Below are 20968 nucleotides of genomic sequence, written 5' to 3'. Positions count from 1 at the left end.
CCTCCCCTACGCGTGTTCGTTCCGAGAAGCATAGCGCCGCACGACGCGCGGCCGCGGCCTAGAAGTCCAGCCGCACCGGGATGCCCTGGCTCGCCATGTACTCCTTGACCTGCCTCACCGAGAAGGTCCCGAAGTGGAAGACGCTCGCCGCGAGCACGGCGTCTGCCTCCCCCTCGAGGACGCCCTCGGCGAAGTGCTCGAGGTTCCCCACGCCGCCCGAGGCGATGACGGGGACGGGCACGGCGCGGGCCACGGCGCGGGTGAGGGCGAGGTCGAAGCCCTCCTTGGTGCCGTCCCGGTCCATGGAGGTGAGCAGGATCTCGCCGGCGCCACGGCGGGCGGCCTCCTCGCACCAGGCCACGGCGTCGATGCCCGTGGCGGTGCGCCCGCCGGCGGTGTAGACCTCCCAGCGGTTGGGGCCCGTGGCGCGGGCGTCCACAGCGCACACCACGGCCTGGCTCCCGAAGGCCGCCGCGGCGGCCGAGATGAGCGACGGGTCGCGCACGGCGGCCGAGTTGACCGAGACCTTGTCGGCGCCCGCGGCCACCATGGCCCGCATGGCCGCGAGGTCGCGAAAACCGCCGCCCACGGTGTAGGGGATGCCCAGGCGCCGGCTGGCGTCGGAGGCCATGCCCACGGTGGTGGCGCGGTCGTCGCTCGTGGCGCAGATGTCGAGGAACACGACCTCGTCGGCGCCCGCGGCGTCGTAGGCGGAGGCGAGCTCCACCGGGTCGCCGGCGTCGCGCAGGGACACGAAGTTCACGCCCTTGACCACCCGGCCGTCCTTGACGTCGAGGCACGGGATCACGCGTTTGGCGAGCATGGTCACTCCCCTCCCGCCGCGGCGAGCGCCTCGGCGAGGTCGAGGGTCCCCTCATAGAGGGCCCGCCCGCAGACGACCCCCTCGACGACGCCGTCGCCGAGGGCCGCGAGCCTCCGGACGTCCTCCACGGTGGTCACGCCGCCCGAGGCCGTGACAGGAAACCCGCAGGCGGCCGCGACAGCGCGGTAGGCCTCCGGGTCCACGCCCGTCTGCATGCCGTCGCGGGATACGTCGGTGTACACGAGGTGCGAGAAGCCCATCCCGACCACGGAGGCGAGGAGGGTCTCCAGGGACACGGGGGCCTCGTCGCGCCAGCCGTCCACGCGCACGGCGCCGCCCTTGGCCGCGACGTCGGCCGCCACGGCGTCGCCGAAGCGCGCCACGGCCTCGGCCGCGAAGCCCGGGTCGCGCACCAGCGGCGTGCCGATGGACACGCGGGAGACGCCAGCGTCCAGGAGGCGCTCGACGTCGGCGAGGCCGCGCACGCCGCCGCCGGCGTCCACGCGCACAGGGACCCGCTCGCAGACGGCGCGAATGGCGTCCATGTTGGCGGCGCAGGCCGCCTCGTCCTCGCCGAAGGCGCGGGAGAGGTCCACCATGTGGACCCACCCGGCGCCCGCGGCGGCGAAGGCCTCGGCCTGGGCCACGGGATCGGAGGAGTACACGTCCATCTCGCTGCGGACGCCCTGGCGCAGGCGCACCACGTCGCCCGCGACGAGGTCGATGGCGGGGTAGACGATCATAGGGGCAGACCCCCCTTCACGAGGGCGACGAAGTTCTCGAGGATGGGACGGCCGGCGCCGGAGCTCTTCTCGGGGTGGAACTGGCAGCCGAAGACGTTGCCCTTCCAGACCACCGAGGGGAAGCTACGCGCGTAGTGGGTCTTGGCGCACACCACGTCGGGGTCGCAGCCGTCGTCCAGGGCGTACGAGTGGGTGAAGTACATGTGCGACCCCTCCCCCACGCCGGCGAGCAGGGGGCAGGCGCGGCCGAGGGGCGTGAGGTCGAGCTCGTCCCACCCCACGTGGGGCACCTTGAGGCGCGAGGACTCCAAGCGCGTGCACCCTCCGGGAAGGAAGCCCAGGCCCGGCCGCCAGCCCTCGCCGCCCTCGCGGCCGCGGGAGCAGAACAGCTGCATGCCGAGGCAGATACCGAGGATGGGAACGCCGCGGGCGCGGGCGTGGGCCACGGCCTCGGCCTGCCCGGAGGCCTCCATGTACCCCATGGCGTCGGCGAAGGCACCCACGCCGGGGATGACGAGGCCGTCGGAGGCGGCCGCGACCCCGGGGTCGTCGCTCACCACGACGTCGGCGCCGGAGCGGTCGAGGGCGCGGGCCACGCTCATGAGGTTGCCCTTGTGGTAGTCGAGCACGCAGACGGCCATCAGAGCGTCCCCTTGGTGGAGGGCACCCCGGTCACGCGGGGGTCGGGCCCGCAGGCAAAGCGCAGCGCCCGGCCGGCGGCCTTGAAGGCGGCCTCCACGATGTGGTGGCCGTTCTCGCCGGCAAGCTCGCGCATGTGGAGCGTGGCCCCGGCGTCGCGGGCCAGGCCGGCGAAGAACTCGTGGGCCAGCTGCGAGTCGAAGGTGCCTATGGAGGGCACGGGGATCGGGACGTCCCAGAAGAGCTCGCCGCGGCCCGAGAGGTCCACGCAGGCCAGGACCAGTGCCTCGTCCATGGGCACGAGGCACTGGGAGAACCGGGCGACCCCGGCCTTGTCGCCAAGCGCCTCGCGGATGCACGCGCCGATCACGATGCCGGTGTCCTCCACGGTGTGGTGGGCGTCCACGTCGAGGTCGCCCACGCAGCGCACCGTGAGGTCGAAGAGCCCGTGGCGCCCGAAGGCGTCGAGCATGTGGTCGAAGAAGCCCACCCCGGTGCGGACGTCCACGACGCCGGTGCCGTCGAGGTCGAGGGTGACGGCGATGTCGGTCTCGCCGGTGGTGCGGGTGACGGTGGCTCGTCTCATGGTTCCCCCTAGGAGCTGGAAGGGACGGGTCTGAGGATCCGGCGCAGGGCGTCGAGGACGGCGTCGTCCTCCTCGGGCGTGCCAACGGTGACGCGCAGGCAGTCCCTGAGCCCCGGCGCAAAGGAGAGGTCGCGCACGAGGATGGAGAAGTCCCGGGCGAGACGCTGCCGCACGGCATGGGCGTCCGGCACGCGCACGAGCACGAAATTGGCCTCGGAGTCCCATACGCGCAGGCCGAGGGCGCGCAGGCCCCCCGTGAGGCGGGTGCGCTCGGCCACGACGTCGGCCACCGCGGCCAGGGCGAGGTCGCGCCCCTCCACGACAGCCGTGGCGGCGGCCTGGGACAGCACGTTCACGGTGTAGGGCTGGCGCACGGCGGCGAAGACGTCCACAAGCTCCGGGGAGGCCAGGATGTAGCCCACGCGGGCGCCGGCCATGGCGAAGGCCTTGGAGAGCGTGTGGAGCACGCAGAGGTTGGGATGGCGGTCGAGCAGCGCCGCCGCGCTCCCCATGGACGGCGCGAACTCGCCGTAGGCCTCGTCCACCAGCACGACGCCGGGGCAGGCCTCGCAGAGGGCCTCCACACGGTCCGGGGCCACGGTGTTGCCCGTGGGGTTGTTGGGCGTGGTCAGCACGGCGACGTCCGCGGTGCGCGCGGCGGCAAGGACCTCGTCCCAGGCGGGTTCGAACGTCTCGGGGTCGCGCGGCACGGCCACGACCGTGGAGCCCACGAGCCTTCCGTAGATGTCGTAGACCGAGAAGGTGGGGGGCATATCCAGCACGGTGCGGCCGGCCCCCCCGAAGGCCAGAAGCAGGTCGAAGATCAGCTCGTCCCCGCCGTTGCCTACCACCACCTGGGAGCGGTCGACGCCGTGCCACGCCGCAAGGGCGTCGCGCAGGCCGTTGGCCATGGGGTCGGGGTAGCGGTTGAGGGGCGTCGCCGCCAGGGCCTCGCGGACGGCCCGTTCGAGCGCCGGGGGGCGCGGCCAGGTGCTCTCGTTGGCCGAGAGGTTGACCCGGCACTCCACGAACCCGGGGTCGTAGGGCTCGAGGTCCGCCACCTCCGGGCGCACGAGGGCGCGGGCCCGCTCGGAGAGGCCCATGTCAGTCACCGCCCGTCTCGAAGTCGAGCTCAGGTCGGCCGGGCTCCGAGAGGGTCTCGGGCCAGGCGGCCGCGGCGGCGTCCTCGCAGAGCTCCTCCCACGGGGTCCCAGGGCCGCGCTCGCGCAGGCGGCGGCGCATGCCCACGGAGAGCGCGTGGGCCCAGAGGCCCTCGGCCTGGGCCAGGGTCTGGGTGGCGTCGGCGTCGGCCTCCATGCCGGCCGGCGAGTAGCAGACCACGCTCGAGGAGGTGGTGAAGTCGTCCACGGAGAGCGGGTTCGAGAAGGCGGCCGTGCCCCCGGTGGGCAGCGTGTGGTTGGGACCCGCCACGTAGTCGCCCAGAGGCTCCGAGCTCCAGTGGCCGGCGAAGATGGCGCCGGCGCTGCGGATGGAGCCGAGGAGCGCGACGGCGTCGGCCACGCAGAGCTCCAGGTGCTCGGGGGCGATGCGGTTCACGGCCGCCACGGCCGCGTCCATCGTGTCGCAGAGCACGACGGCGCCCTGGCCGTCGAGGGAGGCGCGGGTGACGTCCGCGCGGGGCGACTGGGCGCAGAGCAGGTCGAGGGCGCCCTCCACGGCGTCGGCCAGGGCGGCGGAGGTCGTGACGAGGTAGCTCGCGGCCAAGGGGTCGTGCTCGGCCTGGGCCATGAGGTCGGCGGCCACCACGGCGGGGTTGGCCGTGTCGTCGGCCAGCACGCACACCTCCGACGGGCCCGCGATCATGTCGATGCCCACGTCGCCCGAGACGCGGCGCTTGGCGGCGGCGACGAAGGCGTTGCCGGGGCCGCAGACCTTGTCGACGCGGGGGATGGTCTCGGTGCCGTAGGCGAGGGCGGCCACGGCCTGGGCGCCGCCCACGGCATAGACCTCGTCGACGCCCGCCACGACCGCGGCCGCCAGGGTGTAGGCGGAGAGCGAGCCGTCGCGCTGGGGCGGGGTGACCATGACCACCCTCCCCACCCCCGCAACCTTGGCGGGGACGGCGTTCATGAGCACGGTGGAGGGGTACTGGGCGCGGCCGCCGGGCACGTAGATGCCGACGGAGACCAAAGGCGACACCTTGACGCCCAGGAGGGTCCCGTCGGGCTTGGTCGTGAACCACGACTGGCGCACCTCGCGGCGGTGGAAGTCCTCGATCTGGTCGTGGGCCCTCTCGAGGGCGGCGAGGAACCGCGGGTCCACCTGGGAGAGGGAGGCGGCCACGACGTCGTCGGGCACGCGGAAGGAGCGTGGGGCCGCACCGTCGAACTCGAGGCAGAAGCCGCGCACGGCCTCATCGCCACCGGTACGCACCGCGTCGACGATGGCCTCGGCGGCCGCCACGGCGTCGGCGGGCAGCGCCCCGGAGCGGCGCAGGTCGTCGTTCGTGAGGGTGGCGCCACCCTCGAGCGTGATCCTTCTCATGGGGGTCAGCCTTTCTCGACGGCGTCCCGGAGCCTAGCCCCGAGCGCCCTGATCCGTGCGTCGCTGCGGAAGGCCGCCGGCCCCGCGAAGAAGCGGGCCGAGCAGTCCATGACGTCGTCGGCCACCACCACGAGGTCGTTCTCGCGCAGGGTGGTGCCGGTGGCGGTGATGTCCACGATGCGGTCGGCCATGCCCACGATGGGCCCGAGCTCGATGTTGCCGTGGAGCGCGAGGATGTCCACGGGGCAGCCGACGGAGTCGAAGTACGCCTGGGTGACGCGGGGGTACTTGGTGGCCACCCGGTAGGAGCCGCGCCGGGCGAAGGCGGCGTCGGCGGCCCCCGCGGAGCCCGCGGGCTCGGCCACGACGAAGCGGCAGGCGCCGAAGCGCAGGTCCTCCAGCTGCACGAGGTCGAGGTCGGCCTCGAACAGGGAGTCGGTGCCGCACACGCCGCAGTCGGCGCCTCCCCAGGCCACGAAGGCGGGGGCGTCGGTGGCGCGCACGATCACGTACTCCACGTCGCCGGCGGCCACAACGAGGCGCCGGCCGGGGTCGCGCAGGTCGTCCACGGGCAGGCCCGCGGCCTCGAGGAGGTCCACGCAGGGCCCGAAGAGCGAGCCCTTGGGCACGGCGACGCGCAGCGGACGGTCGTCTCCCCCGCCGTCGCGGACGTCGAGGGCGCCCTGGAGGCGCTCGAGGGACAGGGCGAAGCCGCAGGCCCCCACGGCCGGAACGTCCAGGTTGGCCAGCACGGCGTCGTAGCGGCCGCCGGAGGCCACGCTCGAGGAGAACCCGGGGGCGAAGGCCTTGAACACGAGGCCCGTATAGTAGTCGAACGAGTTGGCGATGGAGAAGTCAAAGGCCAGGGGCACCGGCCCGGACGCCACGGCCCCGGCCAGGGCGCGGAGCTCCGCCGTGCCGCGGTCGGCCTCGGCCACGCCGGCGGCGCCAAGCAGGGCGTCCACGGCGTCGAGCGCCTCGACCCCGCCCATGGAGCGTGGCAGCCCGCGGAGCGCCGCGGCGGCGGGGCCGGGGACGTCCAGGGAGGCCACGAAGGCGTCGAGGCCCACAAGGTCGGAGGAGTGCACCAAGGCCAGGATCCTGTCGGCCTCGGCGCGGGAGACGCCGGCGGCCCCGATGGCCGCGGCAAGGGGGCGCACCGAGCCGCACACGACCGTGCAACCCGAGAGGCCCACGGCCCCGAGGGTCTCCATGAGGATGCCCACGACCTCCGCCTCGGCCTCGCCGTCGGGGGCGCCCACGAGCTCCACGCCCAGCTGGGTGAACTGGCGCGCCTCGCCGGAAAGGCTGCGCTGCTCGCGTACCACGGGGGCGGCGTATCGCAGGCGCGCCGGGAGGTCGCCCTCCCCCATCCGGCCGGCCACGAGCCGGGCGATGGGCAGCGTGAGGTCGGGGCGCAGCATAAGGAGCCGGTCGTCGGCGTCGATGAGCTGAAACGGCACGCCGCGGATGCGGCCGGCCCGCTCGAGGACCTCGCGGCTCTCGAGCAGGGGCGTCTCCACGGGAAGGTAGCCGTGGTCGGAGAAGACGCGCCTCACGGTGTCGGCCAGGGCCTCGCGGGCCAGGGCCTCCTCGGGCAGGATGTCGCGGAAACCGCGCGGGGTGCCGTGGATCATCGGCGCCTCCTCGGGGACGGGGTCGCGGATGCTTTAGCAGAGTAAAGCACTTTACCCTAGTAAAGTCAACGGGGAGGGACGGCGGCCCCTCCCCGCACCGGGCGGAAACGGCCTCAGCCGCCCAGGTAGGCCTTGCGCACGCGGTCGTCGTGGGCGAGGTCGGCGGCGTCGCCGGCCATGGACACCCTGCCGGTCTCGAGCACGTAGGCGCGGTCGGCGATGGAGAGGGCCTTGGCGGCGTTCTGCTCCACCAGAAGGACGGTGGTCCCCGCCTCGTGGAGCTCTTTGACGATGTCGAAGATCTCGTCCACGAGAATGGGAGCGAGGCCCATGGACGGCTCGTCGAGCATGAGCAGGGAGGGCCGGCTCATCATGGCCCGGCCCATGGCGAGCATCTGCTGCTCGCCGCCGGAAAGGGTGCCCGCACTCTGCCCCTCGCGCTCCTTGAGGCGCGGGAAGCGGTCGAAGACCGTGGAGATGGTCTCTCGGGCCTCGGAGTCGCTGCGGGTGAAGGCCCCCATCTCGAGGTTCTCTCGCACCGACATGTTGAGGAACACGCGCCTGCCCTCGGGGCAGAGGGCCATGCCGCGGCCCACGGTGTGGTGGGCCGGGACGCGGGAGAGCTCCTCGCCTTTGAACTCGACGGTACCGGAGCGCGGGGTGAGCAGGCCCGCCACGGTGTTGAGCGTGGTGGTCTTGCCAGCGCCGTTGGCACCGATGAGCGTGACGATCTCACCCTCCTCGACCTCGAAGGAGACGTCCTTGATGGCGTGGATGTTGCCGTAGTACACGTTGAGGTCGGTAACCTTGAGCAGCGCCATGGCCCTACGCCTCCTTCGCGGACGCGCCGAGGTACGCCTCGACGACCTGGGGGTTGCCCTGGATCTGGTCGGGAGTTCCCTTGGCGATGATGCGGCCGAAGTTGAGCACGGCAATGCCCTCGCAGATGCCCATGACCAGGTCCATGTCGTGCTCGATGAGCAGCACGGCGATCTGGAACTGGTCGCGAATCTTGCGGATGTTCTCCATGAGCTCAGTGGTCTCGCTGGGATTCATGCCGGCCGCGGGCTCGTCGAGGAGCAGCAACTTGGGGCCCGTGGCCAGCGCACGCACGATCTCGAGGCGCCGCTGGGCGCCGTAGGGCAGGTTGCCGGCCTGGACGTGGGCCAGGCCGGCCATGCCGAAGACGTCGAGCAGCTCCAAGGAGCGGTCGTGGAACTCCTTCTCGCTCACCCAGTAGCGGGGCAGGCGGAAGATGCCGCTCCACATGCCGCACCCGATGGCGTTGTGCAGACCGATGGTGACGTTCTCCTCCACCGTGAGGCTCGAGAACAGGCGGATGTTCTGGAACGTGCGGGCGATGCCCATCTGGCTCACCTTGGCCGTGCTCTTGCCCGCAGTGTCGTGCCCGTCGAGCAGGATGGTGCCGCGGGTGGGCTGATAGACCTTTGTGAGCAGGTTGAACACCGTGGTCTTGCCGGCGCCGTTGGGGCCGATGAGGCCGGCGATCTCGGTCTTGCCCACGATGAGGTTGAAGTCCTCCACGGCGTGGAGGCCGCCGAAGTCGATGCCAAGGTGGCGGCACTCGAGCACCGGCGTGGCATGCACGTCGCGTTCGGGGACGATGCCGTCGGAAGGTAGGGGCACCATGCGCGTGCCGCGCTTGGGAGACTGGGGGGCCTTGACGGGCGCCTCGTCGCCCTTGGCGCGGGCGGCCTGCACCCGGTAGGACCCCTGCGCAGCACGGGCCTTGAGGTCTGCAGAAGTCTTCTTGGGATCAGCCACGGCTGTCGCCTCCCGTCGTGACCATGTCGGGGTCCTCGATGGCGTCCTTGTCGGAGAGCCACGGGACCTTTCTCTTGACCGCCTCCATCACGCGCTGTACTGCAGGGATGTTGGGCAGCACCATCACGCAGATGAGCACGACGGCGTAGATGAGCATGCGGTAGTCGGCCATAAAGCGCAGGAACTCGGGCAGGATCGTGAGAATGGCCGCGGCAATGATGGAGCCACGGACGTTGCCGATGCCGCCGAGCACCACGTACACCAGGATGAGGATGGACGTGTTGTAGTCGAAGCGGCCGGCGACGACGCTTGAGAAGTTCATGGCATAGAGCGTGCCCGCCATACCGGCCAAGGCAGCGGCCACGACGAAGGCCATAAGGCGGTACTTGGTGATATTGATGCCCACCGACTCGGCCGCGATGCGGTTGTCGCGCACGGCCATGATGGCGCGGCCGCTTCTGCTGCGCACGAGGTTGAGCACCACGAAGAGCGTGACGAGAATAAGGACGAAGCCGGCTGCGAACGTGGAGAGCTTGTCGATGCCCACGGCTCCCTGGGGGCCGTTGATGATGACGACGCCGTGGTTCATGCCGAGGTCGGCCACCGAGCTGAGCGACATGTGGAGGCCCGCGGCATCGCGGCCCACATAGAGGTTGTTGACGATGTTCTTGATGATCTCGCCGAACGCCAAGGTCACGATGGCGAGGTAGTCGCCGGACAGGCGCATGACGGGCACGCCCACCAAAAAGCCGGCAAGGGCGCCGAAGCAGCCGCCGGTGGCAACCGACACCAAAAGGCGCAGGGCATCGTTGGGGATGACGTCGGCCAGAAGCGAGGCCATGACGACGCCGGTGAAAGCGCCCACGCTCATGAAGCCGGCATGGCCCAAGGAGAGTTCGCCGGAGATACCCACCACGAGGTTGAGCGACACGGCGGCGCAGATGTAGACGCAGATGGGCACGAGCTGGCCCTGGAGGGCGCTCGTGATGGAGCCCGTGGCAATCAGGCCCTGGACGATCAGGAAGGCGATGACCACAAGGGCGTAGGTGCCGAAGGCCCCTCGTACGGCCTCAGAGAGGCGCGCTGCGAACGTGGGGGCCTGGGCCGAAACGGTCGTCTTAGATGCCATGGCCTCCTCCTAAACCTTCTCGGGAACGTACTTGCCGAGCAGGCCGGAGGGCTTGATCAGCAAGACGATGATGAGCACGGCAAACACCACGGCGTCTGACAGCTGGGTGGAGATATAGGCCTTGGCAAAGGTCTCGATGATGCCCAAGAGCAGGCCGCCGAGCACGGCGCCGGGGATGGAGCCGATGCCGCCGAAGACGGCCGCCGTGAAGGCCTTGATGCCGGGCATGGCACCCGTGGTGGGCTGGAGCACCGGGTAGGAGCTGCAGAGCAGCACGCCCGCCACGGCGGCGAGCCCCGAGCCGATGGCAAAGGTGGTGGAGATGGTGCTGTCCACGTTGATGCCCATGAGCCGCGCCGCGCCGGGGTCCTCGGAGCAGGCCCTCATGGCCTTGCCCATCTTGGTCTTGGCGGTGAACAGGCCCAGGGCCACCATGATGACCACGGAGCACGCAATGGTGACGATGGTCTCGGCCGAGATGGTCAGCTGCCCGTCGAAGAGCACGACCTGCGGCCAGCCCGCCACCACGGACGCGAAGACGCGGGGGTTGGAGCCCCAGATGAGCAGCGCTAGGTTCTGCAGCAGGTACGACACGCCGATGGCCGTGATGAGCACCGTGAGGCTCGGCGACTGGCGCAAGGGCTTGTAGGCCACGCGCTCGATGCCCATGCCCAAAAGCGTGCAGACCACCACGGCGGCGAGCACGGCGAGAAGCGGGTTGAGCCCAAGGGTGTTGAACGTGATGAAGGCGATGTAGCCGCCCACCATGATGACGTCGCCGTGGGCGAAGTTGAGCATTTTAGCGATGCCGTAGACCATAGTGTAGCCAAGGGCGATGATCGCGTACACGCTGCCCAGGCTGACGCCGTTGATCAGGTTGGTCAAAAACTCCAAAGCGCCTCCCCTCCTGGTTGGGATTGACAGGCTCCCCGCGCCTAGGTGCGGGGGTCACCTGAATATAGGTGACCCCCGCGGTGTCACAGCTTTCTTGTTACGCAGCACTTACATTGGGCAGTGCTACTCCATGCCAACGTACTGGCCGCCCTGGATGACCATGCCCTTGGGCTCCTTGGAGACCTCGCCCGTGTCGGACCAGGCCATGGTCTCGCCGGTAAGGCCGTCGAAGGTGAAGTCGCCGGAGGTAAAGACCTCCACGAGCTTGTCGCAGACGTCGGAGGCGCTCATGTCGGGCGTGCAACCGCCCTTTTCGAGGGCCGCCTGCAGGGCGTAGACGCAGTCGTAGGCGTCGGCGGCGAACTGGTTGGGGATCTCACCGAACTTGTCCTTGTACGACTTCACGAAGGCCTGGGTCTTCTCGTCGGTGGCGTCGGCGTTGAAGGGGGTGAGCAGCATGACGCCCTCGGCGAGGGACTCGTCGAAGCCCGCGAGGGTCAAAATGCCGTCCATGCCGTCGACACCGAAGAACTTGGGCTTGTAGCCCATGTCGTTGGCCTGCTTGAGGATGATGGAGGCCGGGGTGTAGTAGATGGGGAGGAAGAGAATGTCTGCGCCGGCATTCTTGCAGTTGTTGAGCTGCGTGGAGAAGTCGGTGGCGCTGTCGGCGGTGAAGGCCTCGTTGGCTACCACCTCGAGGCTCACCTGCTTGGCCTCGGCGAGGAACTTCTGGTCGATGCCGGTGGAATAGGCGTCGGAGCTGTCGTAGATGATGCCCACCTTGGTGCCGAGCTTCTGCTCGGAGATGTACTTGGCCGACGCGACGCCCTGGTTGGGGTCGGTGAAGCACATCTGGAAGACGTTGGGCTTGCGCGTCTCGGAGATGTTGCCGCTCGCATCCTCCTGGCCGCCGATGACGTCGGTGGAGGAGGCCGAGGGCGTCAGCTCGAAGATGTTGTCAGCGTTGGCCTCCTTGGACACCGCGATGCACGGGGCCGTGGTGGTGGTGCCCATGAGCATCTGCATGCCCCAGTCCTTGAGGGTGTTGAAGGCGTTGACCGACTTCTCGGCGTTGTTCTCGTCGTCCTCGAAGCGGTAGTCGAACTTGAACGTGGAGTCCGAGGCGTCGATCTCGTCAACGGCGATCTGGGCCGCGTTCTTGCAGGCGTTGCCGTAAATGGCGGTGGGGCCGGTAACGGGGCCGATGCCGCCCAGCTTGAACTTGCCGCCGTCGGAGCCGGCGCCCGCCCCGCCTCCGGAGGCGGAGTTGCCGCATCCGGTGAGGGCCACCGCGCCGGCGGCACCGGCCACACCCATGGCCTGGACGAACCCACGACGCGAGACGTTGGAGAACTTCATGGCTATCCCCCTTGCGTAGTGCGAGAGCCGACGACGTCGAGAACCACGTCGCATCGGCGAACGCGCTGATACCTTGGACAGATGGTAGCGAACGGCCCATGAGCGGTCGGCTCGTTAGCAGAATGCAAAACCAGCTGAAACAAGGTTTTCACTTTGGGGGCCGCGACGGCCTAGGCAGCCCTGCGCGAGGCCACCCTGCCCACCATGGACCGGAGGAAGGACGCCTCGGGGAGGCGAAGCGCCATGGCACCGCCGAAGGTGACCGCGAGGGCCGGCAGGCCCGCCGCCACACAGACCAGGAGGCCCTTGGCGAGGCCCGGGCCTCCGAGGCCGGCGGGGCCGGTGAGCGCCCACACCAGGAGGGCCCCCGCGGCGCCGCCGGCGAGGCCCAGGGCCAGGGAGCGCACGGCGCAGGCGAGGAGGGCCTTGAAGCCGATGGGGCCGAGCTCTCGGCGCAGCTGGACGAAGGTGACCACGTCGACGGCGACGAAGAAGAAGAGCGACGAGAGGCCGGGCACCACGTAGCCCCAGACCGGGGTGAGGGCGAGGCAGAAGACCACCTGGACCACGCCGGCCACGACGTTGGCCACGGCGAACAGGCGCATGCGGCGCCAGGAGGAGCACACCTTCTGCAGGTACGTGCAGACCCCGTAGAATGGCAGCGAGACGGCCAGGGCCGAGAGGTAGCCGGCGATCATGGACGTCTCCTCGGCCGTGAACGACCCGGCGTTGAGGAGCTGGGAGAGCTGGGGCGAGAACACCACAAGCAGGACGGCCATGGGCACGAGGAAGAACAGGATGCGCGAGCACCCCGAGGAGATGCCGGATACGAAGCCGGGGATGTCCCGGGCGGCATAGGCGTGGGATAGCTCGGTGAACATGGCCGTGGTGACCGGCACCGCCAGGATGGCGTAGGGCAGCGTGTACCAGAGCCTGGCGTAGTAGGCCACGGCGGCGCCGGACGACGTGGCGGAGAGCACGCAGCTCGTCTGCACCGAGACGGTGGCGAAGCTCACCACCATGACAACGAGGGAGGGCACGCCGATGGAGAGGGTCTCCCTGAGGGCAGGGTCGTGCAGGTCGACGGAGAGGCGCAGCCGTATGCCGTGGCGCCTCAGGCTGGGCATCTGCATGAGCACCTGCACCGCCACGCCGAGGGGGTTGCCCACGGCCAGGGCCAGCACGGCGGCCGCGGGCTCGGTACCCACGAGCAGGGCGTACGCGGCGAAGCTCGCGGTGCAGATGATGTTGTTGAAGACCGGGGCCGCCGTGGACCAGAAGTAGTCGCGCTCGGCGTTGAGCACCCCGGAGAACACCGAGGAGAGGCCGTAGAGCACGACCTCCACCACGAAGAAGCGGAAGAAGTAGATGGCGAGTCCGTGGTCGAAGTCCTCGGTGGCGCCGAAGGACTGGGTGAGCACCACCTGGGACGCGAACACGAAACCCAGCAGGGCCACCGCCCCCATGACCACGAGCACGATGGTCACGAGGTTGGACGTGTAGGCGCTCGCCCGCTCGCGGCCCCCCTCCTCCTTGACCGAGAGGTAGACCGGAAGGAAGGCGGTGACGAGCATGCCGCCCATGACAAGCTCGTAGAGCTGGTTTGGCAGGTTGTTGGCCACGGTGTAGCAGCTGGCGAGCATGGCCCCGCCGATGGCGGCCCCCTGGCCCCAGGTGCGGAGAAACCCCGTGATGCGGCTGAGGATGACGAGCAGGCTCATCATGGCGGCGCTGCGGCCCACGGAGGCCTCGACGTCGGCCCGCGCCGCGGCGCGGGCCTCCCCCGCCTCGGCGGCCAGCGGGTCGTCGTCGAAGGAGGCCACCGGCAGCACCTCCCCCGGCTCCACCCCCACGAGGGGCGGCTCGCCGGCCAGGACGTCGGCATCCCGGGTGAGGTCCACGGAGCCGGTGTCGCCGGGAGCCAGCCCATGACGGCGGCAGGCCCTGCCGTGGAGGCCGCCCTCCTCGAGGGCCTCCATAAAGGCGGCCGTGGTGTCGGGGGCGGGCGCCGTGCGCCGCAGGTGGCCCGGCCCCTTGGGGCGGTGGGGCTGAGGCAGGAAGGGCGAGGCCGCCGGCGCCGATGGCGCCGCGGGGATGAAGGCGTCGGCCTCGAGGGGGTCGGGGACGCCGGAGGCGATGCGGCGCGAGCGATCGGCGCGCTCGGCGCGGGGGTCGGGCGTGGGGGCGGTCGCCTGGGTCTTGCGCGATGCCTCCAAGGCCGCGACGAACATCATGGTCGAGCCCGGGTCGGTCCCGGGGCCGGGGTCGGCGCGCCTCTCGGGCCGTGGGCCGGGGGCCGCCATGTGCCTCGGGCGACGTTGCGCCATCTCAGTTCCCCTCACGCGTGATGTCGGCCAGGTGCGCCCCCGTGAAGGCCACGAGGTCGGTGGGGTCGAGCACGAGCTGCAGCCCCAGGCGGCCGCCCGACACCGCGACGGAGTCGAAGAGCGTTGCCGCCTCATCGATGATAGTGGGGAACGGCCTCCTCATGCCCACAGGGGAGCACCCTCCACGAACATAGCCCGTGAGGCGCTCGATGGAAGCCACCGGCACGAGCTCGAGGCGCTTGACACCCGCGGCCGCCGCGGCCTTCTTGAGGTCCACCTCGCACGACACCGGCACGCAGCAGACCACGTGGCCGCCGGACGGCTCCTCGCAGACCAGCGTCTTGAAACAGGCGTCGGGGTCCTCCCCCAACGCCGCGGCCACGGAGTCGCCCAGGTGCCTGCCGGGGACGCCGACGCCGTGCTCGTACTCGCGGGCCTCGTAGGCGATGCCCGCGGAGTCCAGCTCGCGCATGGCGTTGGTCTTGGTCGGCCCCTTCTCGCGCCGTGCCATGGTGGCGCCCCCTCCCCGAGATCACACAAGGCACTCCGGAGGGTACCCCTAACGGGGCGTCTCCAACGAGGCGCCCTCCCCCGCCTCGAAGAGACGGGTCCGCTCGAGCACGGGGGCGAGGAAGCGCCCGGTGACGCTCGCCGGGTTCTGAGCGACCTCCTCAGGGGTGCCCTGGGCCACGACCGTGCCGCCGCCGTCCCCGCCATCGGGGCCGAGGTCGATGATGCGGTCGGCCACCTTGATGACGTCGAGGTTGTGCTCGATCACCAGCACCGTGTTGCCGGCGTCCACGAGGCGCTGCAGGACGTCGAGGAGCTGGCGGACGTCCTCGAACGAGAGGCCCGTGGTGGGCTCGTCGAGGATGTAGAACGTCTTGCCGGTCTGGCGGCGGTGGAGCTCCTTAGCGAGCTTGACGCGCTGGGCCTCGCCGCCGGACAGCGTGGTGGCGGGCTGCCCCAGGCGCACGTAGCCCAGGCCCACGTCGTAGAGGGTCTGGAGCTTGTTGCGGACCTGCGGGATGGCGCCGAAGAACGCCAGGGCCTCGGTCACCGACATGTCGAGGACGTCGCTGATGGTCTTGTCGTGGTAGGTGACCTCGAGGGTCTCGCGGTTGTAGCGCTTGCCGTGGCAGACCTCGCAGGGCACGTAGACGTCGGGCAGGAAGTTCATCTCGATCTTTATCTGCCCGTCGCCCTTGCACGCCTCGCAGCGGCCGCCGGGCACGTTGAAGGAGAAGCGCCCCGGCGAGTAGCCGCGCAGGCGGCTCTCCGGCGTGGAGGCGAAGAGGGCCCTGAGGTCGTCCCAGAGGCCGATGTAGGTGGCCGGGTTGGAGCGGGGTGTGCGGCCGATGGGGGCCTGGTCGATGTCTATGACCTTGTCGATGGCCTCCACGCCCTCGAGGGTGCCGTACTCGCCCACAGGGCGCTGGGACCGGTGCACGGCGTTGGTGAGGGCCGGGGCGAGGGTGTCGGTGACCAGGGATGACTTGCCCGAGCCCGAGACACCCGTGACCACGGTGAGCGTGCCGAACTCCACGGAGCAGGTGACGTCCTTGAGGTTGTTGTGGCGGGCGCCCGTGATGGTGAGGGCGCCCCGACCCGGGTCGCGGCGGGCCTCGGGCAGCGCGATGATGCGGCGGCCCGACAGGTAGGCGCCCGTGAGGGAGTCGGGGCAGGCCATGACCTCGGCCGGCGTGCCGGCGCACACGACCTCGCCGCCGAGCTCCCCGGCGCCGGGGCCCATGTCCACCACGTAGTCGGCCGCGCGGATGGTGTCCTCGTCGTGCTCCACCACGATGACGGTGTTGCCCTGGTCGCGCAGGCGCTCGAGGGTGTGGATGAGGCGGTCGTTGTCGCGCTGGTGGAGACCGATGGAAGGCTCGTCGAGGATGTAGAGCACGCCCATGAGACCGGCGCCGATCTGAGTCGCCAGCCGGATGCGCTGGGCCTCGCCGCCCGACAGCGTGGCGCTGGCCCGGGCCAGGGTGAGGTAGTCGAGGCCCACGTCCACCAGGAACCGCAGGCGCTCCACGATCTCGCGCACCACGCGGCCTCCGATGAACTCCTGGCGCTCGTCGAGCTGGAGGCTCCGGAAGAACTCCAAGGAGTCGCGGCAGCTCATTGAGCAGACGTCCCAGATGGACTTCCCGCCCACGGTCACGGCGAGGAACTCGGGCTTGAGCCGGGCGCCCCCGCAGGTGGAGCAGGGCTCCTCGCGGATGTACCTCTCGAGCCGCGCCTTCACCTTGTCGTTGGAGGAGTCGGTGTACTTCTCGAAGAGCACCGACCGCACGCCGGAGAAGGTGGTGAGCCAGTGGGTGTCGCGGCCGTCGCGGGTATGGTAGTCCACCCGCACCTTGGTGGACCCAAGGCCGTCGAGCAGCGCCCGGCGCACCTTGGCCGGGAGGTCCTTCCACGGGGTGGCGGGGTCCACGCCGAAATGGACCACCACGGCGCGGAAGATCTGGGGGTAGTAGTTGGAGCGCCCGAAGAAGCTCCCGAAGACCCCGTCGTCCACGGCGGCGTCGGGGTTCTCCACCAGGGCCTCGGCATCAACAACCCGGCGCATGCCCAGGCCGTCGCAGTCGGGGCAGGCGCCATAGGGGGCGTTGAACGAGAAATCCCGGGGCTGGAGGTCGTCGATGGAATGGCCGTGGACCGGGCACGAGAGGGCCAGGGAGTACTGGAGCAGCTCCCCCTGGGCGTCGGGGCCGGCCTCCCGGGGGGCGAGCACGTAGACGCCCACCTTGTCGGAGGCGATGCGGCAGGCCTGCTCCACGGCCTCGGCGATGCGGCTGCGCGAGGAGGGCCTCACCACCACACGGTCGACCACCACCTCGACGGTGTGCTTGTACTTCTTGTCGAGCTTGATGCCGTCCTCGAGCTCCATGACCTCGCCGTCCACGCGCACCCGGGAGAAGCCCTCCTTGAGCAGGTCGGCGAAGAGCTTGGCGAACTCGCCCTTGCGGCCGAGGACCACGGGGGCAAGGACGAAGGCCCGGCGGCCGTCGGCCGCCTCGATGACCTTGTCCACCACCTGGTCGGTGGTCTGCCGCTCGATGACGCGCCCGCACTCCGGGCAGTGGGCCGTACCCACCCGGGCGAACAGGAGCCTGAGGTAGTCGTAGATCTCCGTGACCGTGCCCACGGTGGACCGGGGGTTCTTGGAGGTGGTCTTCTGGTCGATGGAGACGGCCGGCGACAGGCCGTCGATGGAGTCGAGGTCGGGCTTGTCCATCTGTCCGAGGAACATGCGGGCGTAGCTGGACAGGCTCTCCACGTAGCGCCGCTGGCCCTCGGCGTAGATCGTGTCGAAGGCCAAGGAGCTCTTCCCCGAGCCGGAGAGGCCCGTGATGACCACGAGCTCGTTGCGCGGGATGGTGACGTCGATGTCTCTCAGGTTGTGCTCCCGAGCACCGCGGATGACGATCGCGTTGGATGCCACTGGGCGAACCTCCCCCTCACGTGCAGCTGTTCGATGACGGCGCCATGGCGCTCAACCGAACAATTGTACGTTTCAGACCTCGAGGAGGGTGCGGGGCGAGACCTCTTTAGCATCCCTCCACATCTGGGAGGCATCCTCGTCGGTGATGCCGGCGATGACCCGGTTGAGGCTGTCGAGGAAGGCGGTGTCGTCGTGGCGCACGGCGATGCGCAGGGACCCCTCGTCGGCCCGGGGGCACTGGGCAGGGGGGATGGGAGCCACCACAAGCTCGGGGAAGACCCCGGCGCACTGCTCGAAGCCCCGACGGTCGACCACGGTGGCGTCGATCTCGCCGGAGACCACCTTGAGGCAGGGGTAGGTGCGGGACCCGTAGGGAGGGACGTGGACCGCGCCGGGGACCTGGGATATGGCCCGGTCGAGGTCGGTGTCGGAGCGGGCGGCCATGCGGGCCCCCTCGAGGGCCTCAAGGGAGGTGGCTCCGGCGAAGCGGGAGTCGGCCCGGCACACCACGGCGAGGTCCACCGCCGCGTAGGGGTCGGAGAAGGTGATGCCGGTGTCGCGGGACCCGTTGAACACCGAGGAGACGGCGACGTCGATGTAGCCGCGCTTGAGGTAGTCGGCGAGATCGGCATGGTCGACGTCGACCATGCGGGGGCGGCAGCCGAGCCCCTCGGAGACGCGGCTGAGGAAGAAGGCGTCGAAGCCGCTGACGTTGTAGTCGCGGTTCTCCAGGGGAAGGGACCGGTCCACAGAGGGGTCCACCAGCATCTCGTAGGCGGGGTGGGCGCAGTCGATGCCCACGCGGTAGGAGGCCTGGGAGACCGCCGGGGGCTCGAGGAACCCCTCGATGCCGGAGCACCCGGCCAGGGAGGCCGTGCCAACGAGGGCGGCGGCGCCGACGATGCAGGAGCGCAGGAAGGCGCGGCGTCCCATGGGCCGCTCGAGAAGGGGCAGCCCGCCGAGGGGCCGACCGGTCTGTGTCATCGAGCCCCCTCTTCCAAACGCCGCCTCCGGGCCAGACGCTTAATTTATCCTTAAAAGCAGCCTAAACCTCCTTGAAATCGAAGTCAACGTCACCGGTTGCCTTTTTCCCTCTGGGAGCACGGATATTGGTACTTACAGGCACAGCGCGGCCGGCCCCCTGCGACCGGGCGGAGCGGGGAGGACGCGGCGCGGGCGGCCGCGTTTTGTCATACTTTCAACCGATGGCCCCGGAGCGGGGCCCTACGAGAAAGGAAGACCCATGCTTCTCGAGAACAAGGTCTGCGTCGTCACCGGGGGCACCCGCGGCATCGGCCTCGCCTGCGTGAGGGCGTTCCTCGCCGAGGGGGCCAAGGTGGCCCTCTGGGGCTCGCGCCGGGAGACCGTCGACGCCGCCCTCGCCACCCTCCGCGCCGAGGCCGGGGACGCCCCCGTCATGGGCATGGCCCCCGACCTCACCGACGCCGCAGCCGTGGCGTCGACCCTCGACGAGGTGGTGGCCGAGTGGGGCCGGCTCGACGTCATGGTCAACAACGCCGGCATCTCCCAGTCCACCCCCCTGCTCGACTACACCCCCGAGGAGTTCCAGAAGGCCATGGACCTCAACGTGACCGCCGTGTTCAACGGGTGCCAGGCGGCGGCCCGCATCATGGTGCCCCAGGGCGGCGGCTCCATCGTCAACACGAGCTCCATGGTCTCCCTCTACGGCCAGAGGTCCGGCGTGGGCTACCCCACCTCGAAGTTCGCCGTCAACGGCCTCACCAAGTCCCTCGCCCGGGAGCTCGCCCCCGCCGGGGTCCGCGTGAACGCCGTGGCGCCCGGGGTCACGGCCACCGACATGGTGGCCGCCCTGCCCGACGAGGTGGTGGCCCGCATCTCCCAGGGCATCGCCATGGGGCGCCCCGGCACGCCGGAGGAGGTGGCGGACGTCTTCTGCTTCCTGGCGAGCGACAGAGCCTCCTACGTCACCGGGACCGTGGTCTCCGTGGACGGCGGCGCCCTGTTCTAACCTTGCCCAAAGAGGGCGGCGGCGCCCCTCCCGGGCCCGGCACCCCCTCCCGGGGTGCCGGGCCTTCTTCCTCTCGGGCCCGACGGCCGGGGCCGGAAGGGGCGGGGCCCCGGACGGAAGTAGAATGGGCCGAGTGAACACACCGCGACAGTGAAGGAGGGCCCATGGCCTGCTCCAAGAAGGACGGTTCCACAGACAGGGACGGCGGCGCGCCCCAGAGGTTCGAGCAGCACCCCCTCTCGGAGGTGGCGTGCGTGGTGGGCGTGGTCTCCGGCAAGGGGGGCGTGGGCAAGTCCCTCGTCTCCTGCAGCCTCGCCGTGGAGCTCGCCCGCCGGGGCCTCAAGGTGGGAATCCTTGACGCCGACATCACCGGCCCCTCGGTCCCCCGCATGCTCGGCCTGGGCGGCCGGCACGCCACCACCATCGGCGACCTCTTCCTGCCGGCCGTGGGACCCCTCGGCATCAAGGTCATGAGCGCCAACATGCTCCTGGCCCACGAGAACGACCCCGTGCTCTGGCGCGGCCCGGTGCTGGCCGGGGCCATCCGCCAGTTCTGGAGCCAGACCTCCTGGGGCCCCATCGACGTGCTCGTGGTGGACATGCCCCCGGGGACCGGCGACGTGGCCCTCACGGTCTACCAGGCCCTCCCCGTGGACGGCACCGTCATCGTCACCACGCCCCAGGACCTCGTCTCCATGATCGTGGGCAAGGCCGTCAAGATGGCCGCCAAGATGGGCGTGGGCGTCCTCGGCCTCGTGGAGAACATGGGCTACGCCACCTGCCCCCACTGCGGCGAGCGCATCGACGTGTTCGGCCCCTCCCACCTGGAGCGGGACAGCGAGCTCGCCGGCGTGGCCGCCCTCGACCGCCTGCCCCAGGACCCGGCCCTGGCGGCAGCCTGCGACGCCGGCGACCTCGCCAGGTGCCTGCCCGCCGACTTCCTGCCGAAGACCGTGGCCCGCGTGCTCGCCCTGGGGAACGAGCCGGCCCCCGTGCCCGACGTCGCCGCCATGGACGCCCGCTACGAGGCGGCCTACGGCGCGGTGCCCCAGCCGACCGCCGAGGAGACCGTGGACATGACCCCCGAGGAGGTCTGA

At 70.5% G+C, this 20968-nt stretch carries 18 protein-coding genes; 2 read left to right on the top strand and 16 right to left on the bottom strand.

Annotation, left to right across the window (positions count from 1 at the left end):
- Positions 1–58: 58 nt before the first annotated feature.
- The 16 genes from hisF to OR600_RS03985 form a co-directional block, all read right to left on the bottom strand.
- A complete protein-coding gene (hisF, locus tag OR600_RS04060) occupies positions 59–823 on the bottom strand; it encodes an imidazole glycerol phosphate synthase subunit HisF (RefSeq protein WP_135977636.1) in 765 nt (254 codons plus the stop codon).
- Positions 824–825: 2 nt separating this feature from the next.
- On the bottom strand, positions 826–1566 hold the full coding sequence (locus OR600_RS04055; RefSeq protein ID WP_135977637.1) for a 1-(5-phosphoribosyl)-5-[(5-phosphoribosylamino)methylideneamino]imidazole-4-carboxamide isomerase: 741 nt from the start codon (positions 1564–1566) through the stop codon (positions 826–828).
- Positions 1563–2207 (bottom strand): imidazole glycerol phosphate synthase subunit HisH, encoded by a 645-nt coding sequence (hisH, locus tag OR600_RS04050; RefSeq protein WP_135977638.1) that lies wholly within the window; start codon positions 2205–2207, stop codon positions 1563–1565. Before hisH ends, OR600_RS04055 begins: the two co-directional genes overlap by 4 nt.
- Entirely contained in the window at positions 2207–2791 is a 585-nt protein-coding gene (gene hisB / locus OR600_RS04045) for an imidazoleglycerol-phosphate dehydratase HisB (RefSeq protein ID WP_135977639.1), read from the bottom strand. The genes hisH and hisB overlap by 1 nt, the downstream gene beginning before the upstream one ends.
- An 8-nt stretch (positions 2792–2799) precedes the next feature.
- A complete protein-coding gene (hisC, locus tag OR600_RS04040; RefSeq protein ID WP_251164267.1) occupies positions 2800–3894 on the bottom strand; it encodes a histidinol-phosphate transaminase in 1095 nt (364 codons plus the stop codon).
- 1 nt (position 3895) lies between these two features.
- The gene (hisD, locus tag OR600_RS04035) at positions 3896–5296 is read right to left on the bottom strand and encodes a histidinol dehydrogenase (protein ID WP_251173616.1); all 1401 of its coding nucleotides are present in this window, start codon (positions 5294–5296) and stop codon (positions 3896–3898) included.
- Between the two features lie 5 nt (positions 5297–5301).
- Positions 5302–6933: an ATP phosphoribosyltransferase gene (hisG, locus tag OR600_RS04030; protein WP_251164259.1), complete on the bottom strand. Its 1632-nt coding sequence runs from the start codon at positions 6931–6933 to the stop codon at positions 5302–5304.
- A gap of 113 nt (positions 6934–7046) precedes the next feature.
- Positions 7047–7754: an ABC transporter ATP-binding protein gene (locus OR600_RS04025; RefSeq protein WP_265590711.1), complete on the bottom strand. Its 708-nt coding sequence runs from the start codon at positions 7752–7754 to the stop codon at positions 7047–7049.
- A 4-nt stretch (positions 7755–7758) separates the two neighbouring features.
- Complete coding sequence (locus OR600_RS04020) at positions 7759–8583, bottom strand: ABC transporter ATP-binding protein (RefSeq protein ID WP_135977792.1); 825 nt, start codon at positions 8581–8583, stop codon at positions 7759–7761.
- A gap of 127 nt (positions 8584–8710) precedes the next feature.
- Positions 8711–9847: a branched-chain amino acid ABC transporter permease gene (locus tag OR600_RS04015; RefSeq protein WP_135977643.1), complete on the bottom strand. Its 1137-nt coding sequence runs from the start codon at positions 9845–9847 to the stop codon at positions 8711–8713.
- 9 nt (positions 9848–9856) lie between these two features.
- Positions 9857–10741: a branched-chain amino acid ABC transporter permease gene (locus OR600_RS04010; protein WP_265590710.1), complete on the bottom strand. Its 885-nt coding sequence runs from the start codon at positions 10739–10741 to the stop codon at positions 9857–9859.
- Between the two features lie 123 nt (positions 10742–10864).
- Entirely contained in the window at positions 10865–12100 is a 1236-nt protein-coding gene (locus OR600_RS04005; protein ID WP_135977645.1) for an ABC transporter substrate-binding protein, read from the bottom strand.
- A 170-nt stretch (positions 12101–12270) separates the two neighbouring features.
- Entirely contained in the window at positions 12271–14427 is a 2157-nt protein-coding gene (gene murJ / locus OR600_RS04000; protein ID WP_265590709.1) for a murein biosynthesis integral membrane protein MurJ, read from the bottom strand.
- A 1-nt stretch (position 14428) separates the two neighbouring features.
- Entirely contained in the window at positions 14429–14938 is a 510-nt protein-coding gene (gene ybaK / locus OR600_RS03995) for a Cys-tRNA(Pro) deacylase (RefSeq protein ID WP_135977646.1), read from the bottom strand.
- 48 nt (positions 14939–14986) lie between these two features.
- A complete protein-coding gene (uvrA, locus tag OR600_RS03990) occupies positions 14987–17881 on the bottom strand; it encodes an excinuclease ABC subunit UvrA (protein WP_135977647.1) in 2895 nt (964 codons plus the stop codon).
- Between the two features lie 72 nt (positions 17882–17953).
- Positions 17954–18865, bottom strand: coding sequence for a transporter substrate-binding domain-containing protein (locus OR600_RS03985; RefSeq protein ID WP_135977648.1), 912 nt, complete (start codon positions 18863–18865; stop codon positions 17954–17956).
- A 259-nt stretch (positions 18866–19124) separates the two neighbouring features.
- Between OR600_RS03985 and OR600_RS03980 the strand changes: the two genes are divergently transcribed.
- Positions 19125–19871 (top strand): SDR family NAD(P)-dependent oxidoreductase, encoded by a 747-nt coding sequence (locus OR600_RS03980; protein ID WP_135977649.1) that lies wholly within the window; start codon positions 19125–19127, stop codon positions 19869–19871.
- A 164-nt stretch (positions 19872–20035) separates the two neighbouring features.
- Entirely contained in the window at positions 20036–20968 is a 933-nt protein-coding gene (locus OR600_RS03975; protein WP_135977650.1) for an Mrp/NBP35 family ATP-binding protein, read from the top strand.

It is taken from the genome of Granulimonas faecalis (genome assembly GCF_022834715.1).
GTDB lineage: Bacteria > Actinomycetota > Coriobacteriia > Coriobacteriales > Atopobiaceae > Granulimonas > Granulimonas faecalis.
Note: the sequence above shows the minus strand (reverse complement) of the source record. Positions and strands in the feature narration are given on the sequence as shown.